The organism is Janthinobacterium sp. PC23-8 (assembly GCF_002250505.1).
In the GTDB taxonomy this organism is placed as follows: Bacteria; Pseudomonadota; Gammaproteobacteria; order Burkholderiales; family Burkholderiaceae_D; genus Janthinobacterium.
Genome location: NZ_NJGY01000003.1, coordinates 887795 through 906446, shown reverse-complemented (window position 1 = coordinate 906446; position 18652 = coordinate 887795). Strand labels below are relative to the sequence as shown.

15 protein-coding genes are annotated in these 18652 nt (G+C 61.0%); 12 read left to right on the top strand and 3 right to left on the bottom strand.

What is annotated here, in order from left to right:
- Nucleotides 1–85 precede the first annotated feature (85 nt).
- The 3 genes from CD932_RS23585 to CD932_RS23575 all read left to right on the top strand — a co-directional run bounded on the left by CD932_RS23585 (nucleotide 86) and on the right by CD932_RS23575 (nucleotide 2274).
- Complete coding sequence (locus tag CD932_RS23585; protein ID WP_094445261.1) at nucleotides 86–727, top strand: response regulator transcription factor; 642 nt, start codon at nucleotides 86–88, stop codon at nucleotides 725–727.
- Nucleotides 728–846: 119 nt separating this feature from the next.
- Nucleotides 847–1383 carry a Dps family protein gene (locus CD932_RS23580; RefSeq protein ID WP_094445260.1) on the top strand — a complete coding sequence of 179 codons (537 nt, stop codon included), beginning with the start codon at nucleotides 847–849 and terminating at the stop codon, nucleotides 1381–1383.
- Nucleotides 1384–1470: 87 nt separating this feature from the next.
- Nucleotides 1471–2274, top strand: coding sequence for a hypothetical protein (locus CD932_RS23575; protein ID WP_094445259.1), 804 nt, complete (start codon nucleotides 1471–1473; stop codon nucleotides 2272–2274).
- On the opposite strand, the gene CD932_RS23570 is transcribed toward CD932_RS23575, so the two are convergent.
- Nucleotides 2259–2525, bottom strand: a complete 267-nt coding sequence (locus CD932_RS23570; RefSeq protein WP_094445258.1) for a UBP-type zinc finger domain-containing protein — start codon at nucleotides 2523–2525, stop codon at nucleotides 2259–2261. The genes CD932_RS23575 and CD932_RS23570 overlap by 16 nt on opposite strands.
- A gap of 22 nt (nucleotides 2526–2547) precedes the next feature.
- Nucleotides 2548–3117, bottom strand: a complete 570-nt coding sequence (locus CD932_RS23565) for a TMEM175 family protein (protein ID WP_094445360.1) — start codon at nucleotides 3115–3117, stop codon at nucleotides 2548–2550.
- Between the two features lie 151 nt (nucleotides 3118–3268).
- On the opposite strand from CD932_RS23565, the gene CD932_RS23560 reads away from it, so the two are divergent.
- The 9 genes from CD932_RS23560 to CD932_RS23520 all read left to right on the top strand — a co-directional run bounded on the left by CD932_RS23560 (nucleotide 3269) and on the right by CD932_RS23520 (nucleotide 15789).
- Entirely contained in the window at nucleotides 3269–3685 is a 417-nt protein-coding gene (locus tag CD932_RS23560) for a hypothetical protein (RefSeq protein WP_094445257.1), read from the top strand.
- Nucleotides 3686–4094: 409 nt separating this feature from the next.
- On the top strand, nucleotides 4095–4880 hold the full coding sequence (locus CD932_RS23555; RefSeq protein ID WP_094445256.1) for an NYN domain-containing protein: 786 nt from the start codon (nucleotides 4095–4097) through the stop codon (nucleotides 4878–4880).
- A 101-nt stretch (nucleotides 4881–4981) separates the two neighbouring features.
- A complete protein-coding gene (sodC, locus tag CD932_RS23550) occupies nucleotides 4982–5494 on the top strand; it encodes a superoxide dismutase family protein (RefSeq protein WP_094445255.1) in 513 nt (170 codons plus the stop codon).
- Between the two features lie 88 nt (nucleotides 5495–5582).
- On the top strand, nucleotides 5583–6113 hold the full coding sequence (locus CD932_RS23545; protein WP_094445254.1) for an ankyrin repeat domain-containing protein: 531 nt from the start codon (nucleotides 5583–5585) through the stop codon (nucleotides 6111–6113).
- 106 nt (nucleotides 6114–6219) lie between these two features.
- The gene (locus CD932_RS23540) at nucleotides 6220–7482 is read left to right on the top strand and encodes a YbfB/YjiJ family MFS transporter (protein ID WP_094445253.1); all 1263 of its coding nucleotides are present in this window, start codon (nucleotides 6220–6222) and stop codon (nucleotides 7480–7482) included.
- Between the two features lie 110 nt (nucleotides 7483–7592).
- Nucleotides 7593–9125 carry a TIGR02677 family protein gene (locus CD932_RS23535; protein WP_094445252.1) on the top strand — a complete coding sequence of 511 codons (1533 nt, stop codon included), beginning with the start codon at nucleotides 7593–7595 and terminating at the stop codon, nucleotides 9123–9125.
- Nucleotides 9125–10381, top strand: a complete 1257-nt coding sequence (locus tag CD932_RS23530; RefSeq protein WP_254926737.1) for a TIGR02678 family protein — start codon at nucleotides 9125–9127, stop codon at nucleotides 10379–10381. The genes CD932_RS23535 and CD932_RS23530 overlap by 1 nt, the downstream gene beginning before the upstream one ends.
- Nucleotides 10368–14555, top strand: a complete 4188-nt coding sequence (locus CD932_RS23525; protein WP_094445251.1) for a TIGR02680 family protein — start codon at nucleotides 10368–10370, stop codon at nucleotides 14553–14555. Before CD932_RS23530 ends, CD932_RS23525 begins: the two co-directional genes overlap by 14 nt.
- Nucleotides 14542–15789 (top strand): TIGR02679 family protein, encoded by a 1248-nt coding sequence (locus CD932_RS23520; RefSeq protein WP_094445250.1) that lies wholly within the window; start codon nucleotides 14542–14544, stop codon nucleotides 15787–15789. Before CD932_RS23525 ends, CD932_RS23520 begins: the two co-directional genes overlap by 14 nt.
- 113 nt (nucleotides 15790–15902) lie before the next feature.
- Here the strand turns inward: CD932_RS23520 and CD932_RS23515 are convergent, their stop codons facing one another.
- Nucleotides 15903–18494, bottom strand: coding sequence for a bifunctional aconitate hydratase 2/2-methylisocitrate dehydratase (locus CD932_RS23515; protein ID WP_094445249.1), 2592 nt, complete (start codon nucleotides 18492–18494; stop codon nucleotides 15903–15905).
- Between the last annotated feature and the right edge of the window lie 158 nt (nucleotides 18495–18652).

The following is an 18652-nucleotide window of genomic DNA, read 5'->3' as shown; positions in this document are numbered from 1 at the left end:
CCCCACCTATACCCACGTATGACTAGGCAAGCACGCGGGCGTTTCGCAAAATGGCTGCATCGAACCAACCCGCGCGGACTTCATCATGCACACCGAACTGAGCACCACCTTGACCACCATCGCAGTCGCCGACGACCATCCCTTGATCCGCGCCGGCATGGCCTCGCTGCTGCAGTCGACAGGCAACTTTGCCCTGCTGGGACAGGCGACGGACGGCGAACAGGCGATCGCTCTGTATCAGCGGCTGCGCCCTGCCGTGCTGCTGATGGACATGAGCATGCCCGGCTGCGACGGCGTCGCGGCGACACAGCGCATCCGCTGCCAGCATCCGCAGGCACGCATCATCATCCTGAGCGCCCACGAAGGCGACGAGATGGTGCACCGCGCCATGCAGGCCGGCGCCAGCGGCTATCTGCTGAAAAACGCGCCGTTCACCGAGCTGCTCGACTGCATCGCCTGCGTGCTGGCGGGCGGAAAATACCTGGCGCCGGGCCTGTCGGCCAAGCTGGCCGGCCGCGTGCACGGCAGCGGCTTGTCGACGCGCGAACATGAAATCCTGGCCCACCTGGCGACCGGCATGAGCAACAAGCTGATCGCCCGCGTGGCCGGCATCGGCGTGGGCACGGTGAAATTCCATATCAATAATATCCTCGCCAAGCTCAACGCCGCCAGCCGCACCGAAGCGGTGATGTTGGCCAACCGGCGCGGCATGCTGCAGCTGGCGTAACTGGTCTTCCGATAGTCGTGTCCAGCCTGCCGTGGCGCTAGCATGGCATTGCATTAAACCCCGGCACATTTTTATGACGGCTGTTTTTCATTTGCATCACCTACTTTTGAAAGCACATCATGAGCACCTCACCTGACATCCTGCAAGACTTCGGTTCCCTCGCCAACGTGCGCATCGGCCTGTCGGCCGAAGTACGCGCCCAGGGCGTGCACGCGCTGAACCGCCTGCTGGCCCACACCATGGCCATCCGCGACGCCTACAAGAAGGCCCACTGGCAGACCTCGGGCGCCACCTTTCATCAGTTGCACCTGCTGTTCGACAAGCACTATGGCGAGCAAGTGCTGATCATGGATGCGATTGCCGAGCGCGTGCAGACCCTGGGCGGCGTGACGTTCGCGCTGGCGCAGGACGTGGTCGATGAATCGTCGATCGCGCGCGCGCCGCGCGGCCGCGAGTCGGCGCTGGCGCAGCTGTCGCGCCTGTTGGATGCGCATGAGACCATCCTGCTCGAAGCGCGTCCGCTGGCGCGCGCTGCCGCCGACGTGGGCGACGACGGCAGCAACGATCTGATCGTCAGCCAGGTGGTGCGCAGCAATGAACTGCAAAGCTGGTTTATCGGCGAACACCTGGCGGCGCAAAGCGGCAAGGCGCAGTAACAAAAAAACAGACGGCGGCGCAGGCCGCCACCCGCCGCACGATCTTGCCTTATGTTATCCTTTTTGTAAATTAATCAGGAGAACAACATGGTCAGCATCTCTGCGGCGGCAAACACTGCGCGTCAAGTGAACGTCAACAAAACGGAAAGCCTTGAGGCCAAGCCACAGAAAACTCTGGCGGGCGCGGCGTTGGGCGCGGTCGCGGACGGCGTCTCCATCTCCACCCTGGCCGGACGCCTGTCGGCAGCGGCCGAACATACGAGCGAGCGCCTGAAGGGGCTCGACCACAAGGCGCTGCAAGACCAGCTGATTGCCGACGATAGAAAAGTATTCTACGAACTGGACACGGCACACAAGACGGCCGCCGCCGCGCAACTGCCCCAGCCCGAGGACAAAGCGTCGGCAGGCTCGGCCACGGCGGCCACCGCGTTTGTCAACGGCAAGGGCTCCAATCCGTTTGCCGGCCTGTCGAGCGAGCAGCTGTCGACCATTTCGCATGACGAAAGCGGCACGTTTACCATCAATGAGCGCCGCGCCGCCGCCACCCAGGCTTATCGGGAAGAAGAAGCCTGGCGCCAGCAGGTGGTCAGCCAGGCCATGCAGGAATATAACAACACGGGCAAGATGACGAAGTTCTTCAGCGCCGTGCTGGACCATTACAACAATCTGCCGCAGCTGGAAAAAGCCGCCTATCCCGAAAACTACGCCAGCGACCTGCAGGACAAGATCAAGCTCGACTTCAATTACTTCAACCACTCGCCCGGCAACACCGGGCCGACGAAGGGTTCGATTGCCGACGTCACCAACAATAACAAGTTTCCCGCGAAGTTAGACCTGTTCGACATGCTGGGCGTGAAATTGCAAGACCGGAGCGGTCAGATCGGATCGTAGAACAATTGATCGACATAGCACCAGCCCCAGGTCTCGCCCGGCTCCTTCGAGCGGATGATGGGGTGATGGGTTTCATGGAAATGCCTGGTGGCATGCTTGTTTTTTGAATCATCGCAGCAGCCGACATGGCCGCACACCATGCACACGCGCAGGTGGACCCACTCGTCGCCCGTCTTCAGGCATTCCTCGCAGCCCGCCGAATTGGCGCCACGGGTATGGATATCGTGCAAATGCTGGCAAGCCTGGCTCATGCTGTTCTCCTTGAAAAAAGGTTCATTGCGGGGTTTCCTTCCTGCGCTGCGGAATCAACCACAAGATGGCCACCGCCACATAGATGGCGGCGCCGGCCGGCGCATGCCACAGCGACAAGGCGATCGCCGCGATATACAGCGCAATCGACCATTCCTTCTTGCGGCTATGGCCGAGCGCCTGCGCCAGCGGCGAATCCGGCCCTTCGTTGTCTACCAGCGAGCGTACCAGCATGCGAAAAGCAATCGCGCACATCAGCAGCACCACGCCGTACAGCGCCATCGGCGCCGCGATCAAAGGATAGTTGCCGGCCCAGGCAGTCACCAGCGGCACCAGCGACAGCCAGAACAGCAGGTGCAGATTGGTCCACAGTATGCGCCCGTTGACCTGGCGCGCCAGTTGCAGCACATGATGATGGTTGACCCAGTAGATGCCGACATACACAAAGCTGAGCAGATAGGCGCACAGTACCGGCGCCATCTCGAGCACTTCGGTCCAATGGGGGCCGGTGGGCACCTTCAGCGCCAGCACCATGATGGTGATCGCAATGGCCACCACCCCATCGGTAAACGCTTCCACGCGGCTTTTGTTCATGATGTCTGCATAAATAAAACCATGCTGACGCACAAACAGGCGCTTGCCGCCTGCCAAAAGACCAGGTCAGATGATGCCAACTGACCCAAAGACAGGCACAAACAAGCGTCATTCCCGCTACACTGAGCCATCGCCACCCATGGAGCCACGCATGACCTCTCTTGACAACGACCTGGCCGAACGCGCCCGCCTGATCGCCCTGGCGCGCGCCCTGCGCGACCTGCACAAACACCTGATCAACGTGGAAACCCAATATTTTGGCGCCGTCGGCAGCCCGCTGGAATTGCTGCAACTGGTCACCAACCACCCGCATTTTGCCTGGCTGCAAAAGCTGTCCGGCCTGATGGCGCAAATGGACGAGCGCCTGGACGAGCCGGAGCCTGTCTCCCCCGCCGTCGCCCTGACCTACCGCCGCGCGCTCGAAGCGTTGATCGGACCATCGGAAAACGGCGACAAGGAGTTCCAGACCAGGTACAACGCGCTGCTGCACGACGCGCCCGAGATCGTGATGGCACATGGCGCGGTCAGAAAACTGCTCAGCTCGATTGCGGCGCCGGGCCAGGCTTGATGCTCACGTGCCGCCGCGTTCAAATTTCTTGTCTTTGCTCATTTTCCGCAATATTGAAAAATTCTTAAATTACAGCAACTAAGTAAGTGCCAAGAAATTATTGTGAGATTATGACGAACAGAACCGGATGGCGGAGCAGGGAATTCGCGGGACCTGTCCCGCGCCTGCGCAACGGTATCGCCTTGCAAGGCGATACTCCCGCAAAGGCGCCCGATGCGACGCAGTGCGAGCACTGCGAGCAGCGGGCAACGCCTCGTCGGCCACCTTGCAGAGCGCCGGTTATGGAAGTCAGAATCCACAAGAATTTATGCGTACTTGCTTAACTACCGGCACTGTCACATTACAATGCAAAAATGGAATTTCGCTGCCAGCCACAGGCTGGCATTACCATTGAGCAGAGGAAATTGCGGTGAATGTACCTTCAAGCCCGGCAGAAACCCGTGTCGCCGTCCTGGTGGACTGCGACAACACCAGTCCCGCCATTCTCGCTTACGCGCTCAGGATGGTGGCCCAATTTGGTCGCGTCGTCCTGCGGCGCGGCTATGGCAACCATACGACCCTGAGCGCCAAATGGCAAGCGGCTCTGGTGGAACAGGCGTTCACGCCCTGCCTGCAATTCCAGTATGCCAGCGGCAAGAATACGGCCGATATCGCGCTGGCACTCGATGCCATGGAAGCCATGTTTGACCAGCGAGCCGACGTGTTCTGCCTGATCACCAGCGATTCGGATTTTGCCTACCTGTGCCGCAAGCTGCGCGAGCGCGGCGCGTCGATCTGCATCGTCGGCGAAGCCAAGACCCCGTCGGCGCTGCGCAACGCCAGCGATCAATTCTTCGAATGGACGCCGGAACCTGCCGCCAGCCCGGCGCAGCCCACGCCCATCATCGTCTCGCCAGCGCCACACGATGCCGCGCCACCCAAACCCAGGGAAAGTGTCAAGCAGCGCCCGCTGCTGGTGGTTGATGCGGTCAGGCTACTGGTCGGCGACGCAGCGGAGGGAAAAATTGGCCTGGCCGCGCTGGGACAGTACCTGAAGCGCACCGATTCCGGCTTTTCGCCGACGAACTTTGGCCACTCTGGGCTGTTGAACATGGTGAAAACCTATGAGCTGCTGACCGTCACCGTCGAGCCCGGCGGCCATCACACAGTGGGGCTCTCCGACATGCGCAAGGCGAAGATGCACAAGCTTCCCTGACTAGTGCTCTGTTACCTGCCGAACGGGGCTCATCTACAAGAAGTGCGACAATCACCGCAGCATCTGCCATCTGTTCAACCACTCAATTTCGGGAGAAAAACATGAAAATCTTGTTCACAGCCGCCTTGCTGCTCGGTGCACAACTGGCGCACGCGCAAACCGTGGAATTATCGTTCGTCGGCCCCAATGGCGTGGAGCAGCCGGCCGGCACGGTCAGCATTTCGCAGACCAGCTACGGCGCCCTGCTGACCCCGGACCTGAAAGGTTTGCCGGCTGGAACGCATGGTTTTCACCTGCACGAAAAACCGTCGTGCGACGCCAGCATGACCGACGGCAAGCCCGCGCCGGCGGGCGCGGCCGGCGGCCACTGGGATCCGGCCAAGACCGGCGCCCACAAGGGCCCTTACGACGACAGCGGACACCAGGGCGACCTGCCCGCCATCCATGTCGCCGCCGATGGTACAGCCACCTACCCGGTGCTGGCGCCGCGCCTGAAAGCGGGCGACTTCAAGGGCCACGCGCTGATGGTGCACGTGGGCGGCGACAACCATAGCGACCACCCTGCAAAACTCGGCGGCGGCGGCGCGCGCATGGCCTGCGGCGTGGTGAAATAGCCGGCATGGCAGCGATGCAGGCATGCACCCTGCATCACTGCCGCGCCCATAGTAAACTGCGCGCTTCGACCTTTGCTGAAAGAATCCCATGAACGCCGACACACCGACCAAACCCGCCATGGATGCGGAAACGCTGGAATTCATCCGCGGCCTGTTCGCGCTGGTGCGCGAGGGCGACGCCGAGCAACTGGGCGTTCTCGTCGCCAAAGGCGTTCCCGTCAACTTCCGCAATGAAAAGGGCGACAGCCTGATCATGCTGGCCACTTACCACGGCCACCTGGACACCTCGCGCCTGCTGCTCGAAGCGGGCGCCGACGCCAATGTCCCCAACGACGCCGGCCAGACGCCGCTGGCCGGCGTCGCCTACAAGGGCTACCCGGAAATCGCCGCATTGCTGCTCAAGCATGGCGCCAGCGTCGAAGGCGGCAGCCCCGACGGCAAGACGCCGCTGATGATGGCGGCCATGTTCAACCGCCTGGCGATTGTTCAATTGCTGCTGCAACACGGCGCCCGCATCGATGCCGTCGACAGCCGCGGCATGACGGCCGTCTCCCTGGCCAGGACCATGAATGCGGCCGACACCCTGGCGCACCTCACCGGCCTGGGCCAGACGGCATAGCCGGTGTGGCAATGGTGCGTCAGTTTGACGGTGGCGGCGGTCAAACCCCGGCGCCAGAGCGCCAAAGCGCGCGCCAACGTCGCCTGATTGGCTACACTGGAGGGCCATGAACACACCTTCCGCCACCATTTCGCATCCGCTGGCCACCGCGCTGGCCCTGTCCCTGGGCGCCGCCGTGGCGCTGGGCCTGTCGCGCTTTTCCTTCGGCCTGCTGCTGCCGCCCATGCGCGACGACCTGGGCTGGTCCTACCTGCTGGCCGGAACCATGAACACCTGCAATGCACTGGGCTATTTCCTCGGCGCCCTGGCCACCCCGGCCCTGCTGCGCCGCCTGGGCGTGTGGCGCGTGCTGATGGCCGGCAGCGTGCTGGCCAGCCTCTTCATGCTGATGTCCGGCTTTGTCAGCGACACCACCGCCCTGTTTTTGCAGCGCGTGTGCGCCGGCGTGGCCAGCGCCTTTATCTTTATCGCCGGCGGCGTGCTGGCCGCCCGGCTTGGCTCGCTACAGCGCGAAAAGGCCGGCTTTATCATCGGCCTGTATTACGGCGGTACCGGTGTCGGCATCGCGCTGTCGGCCTTGCTGGTGCCGGCCGCGCTGGCGTCGGCCCGGCAGCATGGCGCAGCGCACGGCTGGCAATGGGCCTGGCTGGCGCTCGGCGCCGCCTGTTTGCTCGCCACCGCCCTGATGGCGCGGCCCGCCAGAAGCATCGGCGAAGCGCGCTTGATGCAGGGCCAGGCGCAACGCTTTGTCGTCAGGGATTTTGCCTATGGCCTGGCCGCCTACTTCATGTTCGGCGCCGGCTATATCGGCTACATGACGTTTGTCGTCGCCCTGCTCAGGCAGCAGGGCATGTCGCAGCAACTGATCACCGTGTTCTACACCTTGCTGGGGCTGGCGGTGATGGCCTCCTCGCGCATCTGGGCCCGCATGTTAGATCGCAACAAGGGCGGCCAGTCGCTGGCCATCCTGAACGCGCTGCTGGGCGCGGCCACGCTGATCCCGGCTCTTACCAGCGCGGTGCCGCTGATCTTCCTGTCCGGCCTGGTGTTCGGCGCCGTATTCCTGTCGGTGGTGGCCTCCACCACGGCGCTGGTGCGGCACAACCTGCCACCGCCATCGTGGCCGGCCGGCATCAGCGCCTTTACCGCCGTGTTCGCGTTCGGCCAGATCGCCGGGCCGGTGCTGGTTGGCTGGATCGCCGATGGACCGGCAGGGCTGGAGCACGGCCTGCTGGCATCAAGCATGGTGCTGTTTGTCGGCGCGGCGCTGGCGATGCGGCAGAAGGCGCTGGCATTTTCCAACGTTAACCTTGCAGCATCGTTACAGTCTGGTGATCAAAAAAAACATGCATTGAACAGCGTGAAATGAATTGCCAAAAAAGTAACTTACAGGTACACTTTTTGCTGATGCGATTCCACAACTATACGCGCCTCGATGAGATAGATAATGCCGTGCCATGACAAGGGATGAAATCACTCATGAGCGTCACTCCGGATACAGCCGACTTGTTCAGGCACGTCAGTGCAGAAAAATCATTACTTTACCGTCATATCATGGACAGCTTCGCCGCCGCCAAGCGGCAATTCCGATTGCACCTGCGGCCAGACGAAGTCCTTGAAGAAGGTCAATGGGAGGGAACTCCACCGCGTATCGACGAAATTCAAATGGCACTGGCACAATTGACCGATTGGGGTAATCTGGAATCTCAGCCAGATACCGCCCGCGTGTCGAGCATCAACGATTTCTACCGGGCGCGCTTTCTGTATCGTTTTTCGCGCGGAGGCGAGGCAGTGGAATCGGCATTGGCGGAATTTGCACGGACATTGCGCCAGCGTGCCGAGCTCCAGACTGTTGCTTTGGAAGACATTGCGAATCGCTTGCATACCTTGCAACTACTAGCGCGCGCTTCGTCGCTCGATGTTGCCAAGGTACACGAAACCTTGCGCGATCTGGTGCGGGTATTCGAGAGCCTCGCAGAGAATGCCCAAGCTTTCATGGCTGGCATCGGACGTAGTATAGAGCTGCAACACGCCGAACCCGGCGCTATACTCGCCTATAAAAATCGTCTGATCGACTATCTTGAGCGGTTTATCGGCGATCTGGTCGTACGTTCCGGCACCATCGCCGAACATATCATCACCTTGTCATCCGAGATTGATCCATTGCTGTGGCAGGTGGCGCAGCGGGAAGCACGCGACGCGGCCCCAGGCGATACGTTTGAACATGCCAATGCCGTCACGCGCGCATGGCAAGCATGGCGCGAACGCTGGAAAGGCCTGCGCCGCTGGTTCGTCAGCGCGGGGCAGGAAGCGCCCCAAGCTGAGCTATTGCGATCCAAGGCACGCTCGGCCATTCCCCAGTTGCTCTCCGCCATATCCGCACTGAACGAGCGGCGCAGCGGACGCAGCGACCGCTCGTCCGACTTTCGCATGCTGGCCGGTTGGTTTGCAGCCTGCGCCAGCGACGCGGAGAGCCACAGACTGGCACGCGCCGCCTTTGCGCTAAACCCCGCCCGCCATTATTTTGCTGATCCTGCACGCGACAAAAAGGCGGAAGATCTGCCGGCGAGTACCCGATGGGCCGATGCGCCGACCATGCAAATTCATCCACGTCTGCGCGAGTATGGCGAAGCGACGCCGCGCAGCGCCCTGCCGCGCGTCAAGGAACGTAATGAGGAACGTCGCTTGCTGGCAGCCCAGTTCCGCGAGGAGCACGCCCAGATCGAGGCGGCAAGAACACAGCTGGCAAATGGAAAAATGACGCGCTTGTCCGAGCTGGACATACTCGACCGCCATGCCTTCGAGCTGTTCCTGCGCTTGCTGGGCGAGGCACTGACGGCACAGGCAACACCCGATCAGGCGGTAGAACTGCAAAGCAGCGACGGCCTGTTGCGTATTCATCTGGCGCCACTCGATGCAAGCTCTTATGCCGAAGTGCGCACGCCGTCAGGCATTTTCTCGGGCCGGGACCATGTCATCACAATAACTCATTCTGGAGAGGCAACACCATAGTGAACCGTCATATTGGACAGCAACAAGAAAGGCACTATCACGAAGAACGCGCCCGCGCGCTGCGCGCCTTGCTGATGGTACCGCTCATGACACCTGCCCATCCTGATTTCCTTTTGGTACGCCGTCATGCTGACGAGCTGCGCACATGGTTCTCACGCGAAACAGGATGGCCGCTGCACATCGAACGCGACTGTGCGCGGCTGTACAAGCGCCCCGCCGACCTCCGCGATGCAAGCCGCGGCCTACCTGACTATGACGTTCGGCGCTACGTGCTGCTGTGCCTTGCTTGCGCCGTGCTGGAACGGGCAGACCCGCAAATTACGCTACGTTTGCTGGGCGACCGTCTGTTGTCGCTTGCCACCGAACCCACTTTGTTGCAGCGCGGGTTCCGCTTTGACTTGCAGGCCCAGCATGAACGCCGTGAACTGGTAGCGATCTGCCGTACCCTGCTTGACCTTGGCGTCTTGCACAAGGTGGCCGGAGACGAGGAAGATTTTCTGCGCAGCGGCGGCGACCATGGCGGCGCCGATGCATTGTATGATGTGCATCGGCGTGCGCTGGCCGGTATGCTAGCAGCCGTGCGAGGCCCGTCAACCTGGAGCGCACAGGACGCTCCCGTGACGCTGGACGAGCGTATCAGCGCCATGGTCGGAGAACACGTCACCGACAGCGATGAGGGACGGCGTACCGCCTTGCGCCACCATCTGTCGCGCCGCCTGCTCGACGATCCTGTGGTTTATTTCGACACGCTCGATGCCGAACTGCGGGCTTACTTCATGAACCAGCGCGGTGCCATGGCTTCACGCTTGTGCGACGCCACGGATTTGCTCCCCGAGCAGCGCGCAGAGGGTCTGGCACTGATCGATGCGGAAGAGACGCTGACCGATATCGCCATGCCGGCGGAGGGAACCGAAGCGCACGTGACCTTGCTGGTAGCCGAATTTCTTGCAAACCGGCACCGCGACCGGGGTGCTGACGATGTGCTGACGGCACTCGACGAGATCACCGCATTTCTTGCCGAAGCCAAAAAATCCTACAGCACCTTCTGGCGCAAATCGGCAAGGATACCCGGTGCGGAAGTTGAATTGGCCGGCATCGCTCTGGACAAGCTGCAAAAGCTGCAACTGATCACCTACACCGGCGACAAGGTGCTGCCCTTGCCAGCGCTGGCACGTTACGCCGTCGGACAAACCGAAATCAAGCGTATGTCGGACAAGACGCACTTTCATTATTCGGGCCAACATGAGCTTATCTGACAAACCGGCGTTGCCGGTACCCGTCCGTATTCGCTGGCAGCCGCTGCGCATCGGCGTCGTCGAGCTTTTTCATTACGATAGCGAGGAATTCTGGTTTCGCGATGGCCACTTGCTATTGCGTGGCAACAATGGTACTGGTAAATCCAAGGTATTGTCGCTGACCCTACCCTTTTTATTTGACGCCCAACTGAAGTCATCACGCATCGAACCCGATGGTGACTCTGGGAAAAAAATGGCCTGGAACCTGCTTCTCGGCCGTCATGAGCGCCGCATGGGCTATACCTGGATAGAGTTCGGACGCATGTCCGAGCATGACATACCCGAATATCTGACCCTCGGCTGCGGCATGCTCGCTGCGGCAGCACGTCCCCAGGTGGAGAGCTGGTTTTTCATGCTCGACGGCAAGCGCATCGGCCAGGATGTGTGGCTGACCAGTACACAGCGCGTGGTACTGACCAAAGAACGCTTGCGAGAGAAACTCGCAGGGCATGGCCAGGTGTACGAAACGGCACAGGTTTATCGCCGCGCAGTCGACGAACGGCTGTTCCATTTGGGCGCGGTGCGCTACGCGGCTCTGATGGACACCTTGATCCAGCTACGCCAGCCACAGTTGTCGAAGAAGCCGGACGAGGCCAGCCTGTCAAACGCCTTGACGGAGGCGCTGCCGCCGATGTCGTCCGAATTGTTGACCGATGTCGCTGAGGCACTGAACCAGCTCGATGAATATCGGCAAGAACTGACGGAATACGAAGCACTGGAGCGTGCGGTTGGCCAGTTCAACCAACGCTACAAAGTCTATGCTTCAACCCAGGCCAGGCGTCAGGCCGGCCTGCTGCGCGCTGCGCAGACCGGTTTCGACAAGGCCAGTCGGAGCTTGAACGACGGACGTGAGGCACTGGAAGCTGCACAGGCGAACGAGCTGGAGGCAAAAACGGCATGCGATCAGGCAGAAAAAGTACTTTCGGCCAGCCGGATTGCGCTTGAACAATTACTCGATGACCCGACTACCGCAGATGCCAAGCGGCTTGAACTCGCTTTGCGCGACGCACAGGCCCGTCAGAAGGCAGCAATCGAGGCACAGAAAAATCTTGTTCAAGCACAGGCACGGCTGGTGCGAGAAGCCGATGCCAGCTCGTCACGCGCCTCACGCGTCGAAGAAACCGAGCGGCAACTGGCCATAACGCGTGAAATCATCACCAGCACGGCCGAGGGCGCGGGAATAGCGAAGCCGTGCACGGAAAACCCGCTGCTTGCCCTTGACCTTTACGCCTTGGCGGCAATGGCGACGCAAGCCATCGATGGCGCGCATGACGAGCTGCGCCATGCGGTTGCAACACGGCGCGAACAGATCGTACTGATACAGCGACGCTGCGGCGACGTCGAGCGTGCCGAACAAACCTGGCGCCAGCAACTGCAAGCCCACGGCGAGCGGCAGGAGGAAGTCAACATCGCCAGTGAACAACGCACGCAAGCAGATCTGCAAGTAGAGCAAGAAGGCAGCAATGTGATCGATCGCTGGCAATCGCACTTTGACAGCCTGCAGCAACTGCAACCCGACACACCCGAGGATTTTCTTGAATCCTTGGCAACATGGGTAACCAATCCCCAAGGCGAAAACCCGGCACGCCTGGCATTGCTTAGCGCCCAGCAAATGACCAGTGACCGCCACGCTCGAACTCACGCGGACTTGACCAACATAAGGCAGTTATTGCTGGACGAACGCTTCACCTTGCAAAGCGAAAGCCAGCGCCTCGCGGCTGGCGGGGACACGGCGCCGCCAGCGTCCCCATACCGAACGACCAAAGCACGCGACGGCAAGAGTGGCGCGCCCTTGTGGCAACTGGTCGATTTTCGCGATACGCTCAATGCCAACTCGCAAGCCGGCATCGAAGCGGCGCTGCAGGCTGCCGGTTTGCTCGACGCTTGGGTGATGCCAGACGGAAAGGTATTCAACGAAAAAAACGAAACTGTTCTGCACGATACATTCTGGCTGGAACGGCCCCCCCAAGCGCAGTCACTAGCAGCGTGCCTGCAGGCTGCAGACCACTTGCACAGCGCCAACGCTCCCATCTCGGCGTCAACGGTATGCCGCCTGCTCGAAGGTATCGCTTGCAACACCAACGATACCGGCGATACCGAGGCCTGGATATCATACGATGGCCGTTTCCGGCTCGGTGCCCTTGCCGGTGACTGGTCCAAGCCGGAAGCAATCCATATCGGCCATGCTGCCCGTGCGGCAGCCCGCCAGCACCGGCTTGAAGATATCGCACACAGGTGTACCCAGATCGATAATGAACTGTCGCTGCTGGAGCAACGCTTCGCGCAATTTGCACGGCAGCGCCAGCAGGCACTTGATGAATGGCGCAATGCACCCACCGATGACTTGCTGCGCAACGCCCATGCCGAAGCAATCAGCCGGTCACGCGAGTTCAATATGGCAAGGACACGACTCGAACAGGCGACCCGGCTGGTATCGCTGGCCCTGAAAAAACTGGAGATGACTCGTCAGGACCTGGCCCGCGATGCCGCCGACCTGCACTTGCCTGCCACCATCGACGTGTTGAAAGCGGTCGGTGACAACCTGCAAAGACTGGCGAATACACTGTCTGACCTGTTTCAGGGCATTCGAGAAATGCGGCAGACGATGACCGAACTGGAAAATCAGCAGATTCGACAGGACGAAGCACGGCTTGACGCCGAATCCGCTGTCCAGGCATCGGCTGAGCGCGATGCCGAGGCTCAGGAAGCGCGCATCCGGCATGAAACATTGTTGGCTTCCGTAGGCGTGCAGGTACAGCAATTGCAAAGCCGCCTCCAAGATACCCGTGATCAGGTGAGGGACGGAGAGAAACTCGACAAGCGATGCCGTGAAACCTACCGGCTCGCAAGTGAAGAACGCGGTCGTAACGACCAAAAAATCCAGGCTGCTCAAGCGTTACTGGCGGACCGATTGTCGGCGCGCCAGGATGCCATTGTGAAACTGCAGCAATTTGCGGCGACAGGCCTGTTGGCGGTGGCCATGCCGGATGACGATATTCCCGATACCAACACCGCCTGGACCATTGATCCGGCGCTGACACTGGCACGCAATACCGAGCAGCGACTGAATAGCATCAAGGACGATGAGGACACCTGGAACCGCGTGCAAAACCAGATATCGCATGACTACAGCGAACTCGGCAGAGCACTCAGCGCCTTGGGCCACCAGGCACTGGGAGACACCAGCGATTATGGCCTGATCGTCACCATCGTCTATCAGAACCGCCCAGAACGGCCGGACCAGCTCAGCACACGATTGCAGGCTGAAATCGAGCAACGGCGCGCGCTGTTGACGGCCGAAGAGCGCAAAGTGCTGGAAAATCATTTGCAAGCGGAGATCGCGGCAGCGATTCAAAAGCTGTTGCAGGACGCGGAGCGGCAAGTTGCGGCGATCAACGAAGAATTGGAAAAACGGCCGACCTCAACCGGCGTACGATTTCGCTTGAAATGGGAACCTTTACAGGAAGGTACGCAGGGCGCGCCGGTCGGCCTGGAGGCGGCACGCAAAAGGCTACTCAACACCAGTACCGACCTTTGGTCGGCCGAGGACCGCAGCGTGATCGGCGACATGCTGCATCAACGTATCAGCATCGAACGCAGCCGTTCCGACGACCTGGGCGACGGCAGTCTGCTCGATCAGCTTACGCGTGCGCTCGATTATCGGCGCTGGCACCGTTTCCGTGTGATGCGGTGGCAGGATAATCAGTGGCGCACACTGTCCGGTCCTGCCTCCAGCGGCGAACGTGCGCTGGGGTTGACGGTTCCCCTGTTCGCCGCCGTGTCGAGCTACTACACACAAGGGGGCAACCCGCATGCGCCCCGTCTGGTGTTGCTCGATGAAGCTTTCGCCGGCATTGACGATGCCGCGCGGGCCAACTGCATGGGGCTGATCCGTGAATTCGATCTGGACTTCGTCATCACCAGCGAGCGCGAATGGGCATGTTATGCCGAACTGCCAGGCGTCGCTATCTGCCAGCTGCAGCGGCGCGAAGGCATCGATGCCGTCCATGTCTCGCGCTGGACGTGGGATGGCCGGGCTCGTACGCACCACGACGATCCCGACCGCCGATTTGAAACAACGGACAAACCAGGACAGCTAGCCGCTGGCAAGGATATGCCAAATGACATGCCTTGAACCACGCCTGGCACGCCTGCTCGGCGGCGAGTCGCTCGCACCGCTACGCAAGCGTTTGCGACAACGCTATGAACGGATGGCCGCAGAAATACCGATGCCCGCGTTCCGCATCGTGGATCTAACACAAGTCGAACACGCCGCGCTGGCAGCATTGCAAGGCAGCTCTTCACGTTTCTCTGCGTCGATGCAAATCGATGTGCCGATGATAGACCTCGCATTGCAAAGGGCTGGAGTATGCGCTTCCTTGCGCGCGGCCCTGGAAGCGATCGATGGTCCCATCATCGATCGTGCCGGCGTGCGCGCAGCCATACACGCCGGTTGGCAACAATTAATCGACGACCAAGATCATCCAGCACTGAGCTCCTTATTGAATACATCAAGTGGGCTGCGCCTGCTAAAACGCCTCGCGGGGCCAAAACATGCCAGCGCGGCGCGCTTGCTAAAGGAGGTGCACACGGTACTGCGGCGTTTGCCAGCAGCGGGAATCACACGCGCGCAACTTGCCGCAATATCGTTGGGAGACGCCCATGCTCTAGACGACGGCCGTCCGGTGGCAACACTGGTACTGGCCGCGCTGAGACAGTCACGGAATCTCCCATATCAATCGGCGCAGGAAGGCGTTGAAGATGCAAGTGCAAGCAATCGTGAATTATGGGCAAGTGCCCAGGTACTGGTGAATGAACTGGCCCGCCCTGCCCTGTTCCTCAATCTGCCTGGCATCGGCATCCCGGGAGAGCCAGGATATTTGTCCTTGCGTAACCTGCTGCGCGCTACTCCCCGCTACGCCGTACAGGACTGCAAAGTCTTCGTTTGCGAAAATCCCAACTTGTTGGCCATCGCCGCCGACTGCCTCGGCAGCCGATGCGCACCACTGGTCTGCACCGACGGCATGCCGTCTGCAGCCCAGCGTACTTTGTTGAACCAGCTGACGCGCACCGGAGCCAATTTGTACTACCATGGCGATTTTGATTGGCCAGGCATCCATATCGGCAATCACATGCTGCGTGAGCACGGTGCCAGACCTTGGCGCTTTGGCGCAGCCGATTACGCCGCCGCATTGGATCTGGTGCAAGGGCAGTGCCGCTTGCTGCCAGAGGTGACGGTTCTTTGCCTGTGGGATGAGCAGCTGACTTCGGGCATGCAAAACGCTCGACGGGCGATCGACGAAGAACTGGTGGCCGAATACCTGATGCATGATCTCGATCAGTCTGGCACGCTGGTGACCAGCCGTTGATATCGACACGACGAGAGCAGGTGAACGAGAAAAGTCGGTCTGACTGAAAGCATATTACAAAAAACCCCGGCAAGCCGTTGCTAGCTTGCCGGGGTCAGTTCAGTCACTCAGCCTTACGCTGGAACCTGCACCGTATCGGCCACAGAACGGAATGCTTCGATCTTGTCGAAGTTCATGTAGCGGTAGATGTCGGCGGCATTGTCGGCAATCACGCCGATATGCGACATGTATTCCTCTTTGGTCGGAATGCGGCCCAGCAAGGAGCACACGGCGGCCAGTTCGGCCGAGCCGAGGTAGACATTGGTTTCGATGCCGAGGCGGTTCGGGAAGTTGCGCGTCGACGTCGACATTACCGTGGCGCCCTTGCGGATCTGCGCCTGGTTGCCCATGCACAGCGAACAGCCCGGCATTTCCATGCGCGCACCAGTGCGGCCCAGGCTGCCGTAGTGGCCTTCGGCCGTCAGCACCTGCTGGTCCATCTTGGTCGGTGGCGCGATCCACAGGCGCACCGGGATGTCGGTCTTGTTTTCCAGCACTTTGGAAGCTGCGCGGAAGTGGCCGATATTGGTCATGCACGAACCGACGAACACGTCGTCGATCTTGGCGCCAGCCACTTCGGCCAGGGTTTTGACGTCGTCCGGATCGTTCGGGCAGGCCACGATAGGCTCATGGATGTCGGCCAGGTCGATCTCGATGACGGCGGCGTATTCCGCATCGGCGTCCGGTGCCAGCAGTTGCGGGTTGGCCAGCCAGGCTTCCATGGCGCGGATGCGGCGCTCCAGCGTGCGCTGGTCGAGGTAGCCGTTGGCGATCATCCACTTCATCAGGGTGATGTTCGAGGTCATGTACTCGATGATCGGCGCTTGATCGAGGTGCACGGTGCAGCCGGCGGCCGAGCGTTCGGCCGATGCGTCGGACAGCTCGAATGCTTGCTCGACCTTCAGGTCTGGCAGGCCTTCGATTTCCAGGATGCGGCCGGAGAAGATGTTCTTCTTGCCCTGTTTGTCGACCGTCAGCATGCCCTGGCGGATGGCGTACAGCGGAATCGCGTTGACCAGGTCGCGCAAGGTCACGCCAGGCTGCATGGTGCCCTTGAAGCGCACCAGCACCGATTCAGGCATATCGAGCGGCATCACGCCGGTGGCGGCGGCAAACGCCACCAGGCCGGAACCGGCCGGGAAGGAAATGCCGATCGGGAAACGGGTGTGCGAGTCGCCGCCGGTGCCGACCGTGTCGGGCATCAACAGGCGGTTCAGCCACGAGTGGATCACGCCATCGCCCGGACGCAGGGCCACGCCGCCGCGGTTTTCAATAAAGGTCGGCAGTTCGCGGTGCATCTTGACGTCCACCACTTTCGGGTAGGCGGCGGTGTGGCAGAACGACTGCATCACCAGGTCGGCCGAAAAGCCCAGGCAGGCCAGGTCTTTCAGTTCGTCACGGGTCATCGGGCCGGTGGTGTCTTGCGAGCCGACGGTGGTCATCTTCGGTTCGCAGTAGGTGCCCGGACGGATGCCGGTGCCTTCCGGCAGGCCGCAGGCGCGGCCAACCATTTTTTGCGCCAGCGAGTAGCCACGGCCGCTGTCGACCGGGTTTTGCGGCAGGCGGAACAGCGACGACGTGCCCAGGCCCAGCGATTCGCGCGCCTTGGCGGTCAGGCCGCGGCCGATGATCAGGGGAATGCGGCCACCGGCGCGCACTTCATCGAACAGCACTTCGGACTTGACCGTGAATTCGGCGATGACCTGGCCGTTTTTCAGCGCCTTGCCTTCGTAAGGACGCAGTTCGACCACGTCGCCCATGTCCATTTGCGTGACATCGAGTTCGATCGGCAGCGCGCCGGCGTCTTCCATGGTGTTGTAGAAGATCGGCGCGATCTTGGTGCCCAGGCAGACGCCGCCGAAACGCTTGTTCGGAATAAAAGGAATGTCTTCGCCGGTAAACCACAGCACCGAGTTGGTGGCCGATTTGCGCGAGGAACCGGTGCCGACCACGTCGCCCACATAGGCCACCAGGTGGCCCTTGGCTTTCAGCGCTTCGAGCTGTTTCAAGGGGCCGATCTTGCCCGGCTCTTCCGGGTTGATGCCGGCACGCGGGTTTTTCAGCATGGCCAGCGCGTGCAGCGGAATGTCGGGGCGCGTGGTGGCGTCCGGCGCCGGCGACAGGTCGTCGGTATTGGTTTCGCCGGTGACCTTGAACACGGTGATGGTCAGGCTTTGCGGCACTTCCGGACGCGAGGTGAACCACTCGGCATCGGCCCACGATTGCACCACTTCGATGGCGCGCGCGCTGCCCTTGTCGGCCAGTTCCTTGACGTCGTGGAAATAGTCGAACATCAGCAGGGTTTTCTTCAGGCCTTCGGCAGCCACCGCGCCGACCACCGGATCGTCCAGCAGGTCGATCATCGGCTTGATATTGAAGCCGCCCAGCATGGTGCCCAACAGCTGCGTCGCCAGTTCGCGCGAAATCAGCGGCGACGTTTCCGTGCCCTTGGCAACGCTGGCCAGGAAAGCGCATTTGACCTTGGCGGCATCATCGACGCCGGCCGGCACGCGGTGGGTGAGCAGGTCGACCAGGAACTGCTCTTCCCCGGCTGGCGGGTTCAACAGCAGGTCGATCAGGTCCGTGGTCTGGGCCGCCGACAGCGGCAGCGGAGGAATACCAAGGGCGGCGCGTTCGGCGACGTGATTGCGATAAGCAGCTAGCATGAAATACTCTCGATCAAGGTTGATTGCAGAAGCGGCGGCCGCCTGGCCGCCTGTTTGAACCTTCATTATACCCTAACAAGTCTTATATAAGACATATAATAGGAGAGCAAAAATATGGACAGAAAAATAGCCATACTTTTGCTGCGATCAGGATAAAA

Coding starts and splice junctions, on each gene's coding strand:
- CD932_RS23535 (WP_094445252.1), top strand. CDS start 7,593: ATGAGCGTCACTCCGGATACAGCCGACTTGTTCAGGCACGTCAGTGCA.
- sodC (WP_094445255.1), top strand. CDS start 4,982: ATGAAAATCTTGTTCACAGCCGCCTTGCTGCTCGGTGCACAACTGGCG.
- CD932_RS23560 (WP_094445257.1), top strand. CDS start 3,269: ATGACCTCTCTTGACAACGACCTGGCCGAACGCGCCCGCCTGATCGCC.
- CD932_RS23540 (WP_094445253.1), top strand. CDS start 6,220: ATGAACACACCTTCCGCCACCATTTCGCATCCGCTGGCCACCGCGCTG.
- CD932_RS23575 (WP_094445259.1), top strand. CDS start 1,471: ATGGTCAGCATCTCTGCGGCGGCAAACACTGCGCGTCAAGTGAACGTC.
- CD932_RS23520 (WP_094445250.1), top strand. CDS start 14,542: ATGACATGCCTTGAACCACGCCTGGCACGCCTGCTCGGCGGCGAGTCG.
- CD932_RS23515 (WP_094445249.1), bottom strand. CDS start 18,494: ATGCTAGCTGCTTATCGCAATCACGTCGCCGAACGCGCCGCCCTTGGT.
- CD932_RS23525 (WP_094445251.1), top strand. CDS start 10,368: ATGAGCTTATCTGACAAACCGGCGTTGCCGGTACCCGTCCGTATTCGC.
- CD932_RS23545 (WP_094445254.1), top strand. CDS start 5,583: ATGAACGCCGACACACCGACCAAACCCGCCATGGATGCGGAAACGCTG.
- CD932_RS23580 (WP_094445260.1), top strand. CDS start 847: ATGAGCACCTCACCTGACATCCTGCAAGACTTCGGTTCCCTCGCCAAC.
- CD932_RS23565 (WP_094445360.1), bottom strand. CDS start 3,117: ATGAACAAAAGCCGCGTGGAAGCGTTTACCGATGGGGTGGTGGCCATT.
- CD932_RS23585 (WP_094445261.1), top strand. CDS start 86: ATGCACACCGAACTGAGCACCACCTTGACCACCATCGCAGTCGCCGAC.
- CD932_RS23570 (WP_094445258.1), bottom strand. CDS start 2,525: ATGAGCCAGGCTTGCCAGCATTTGCACGATATCCATACCCGTGGCGCC.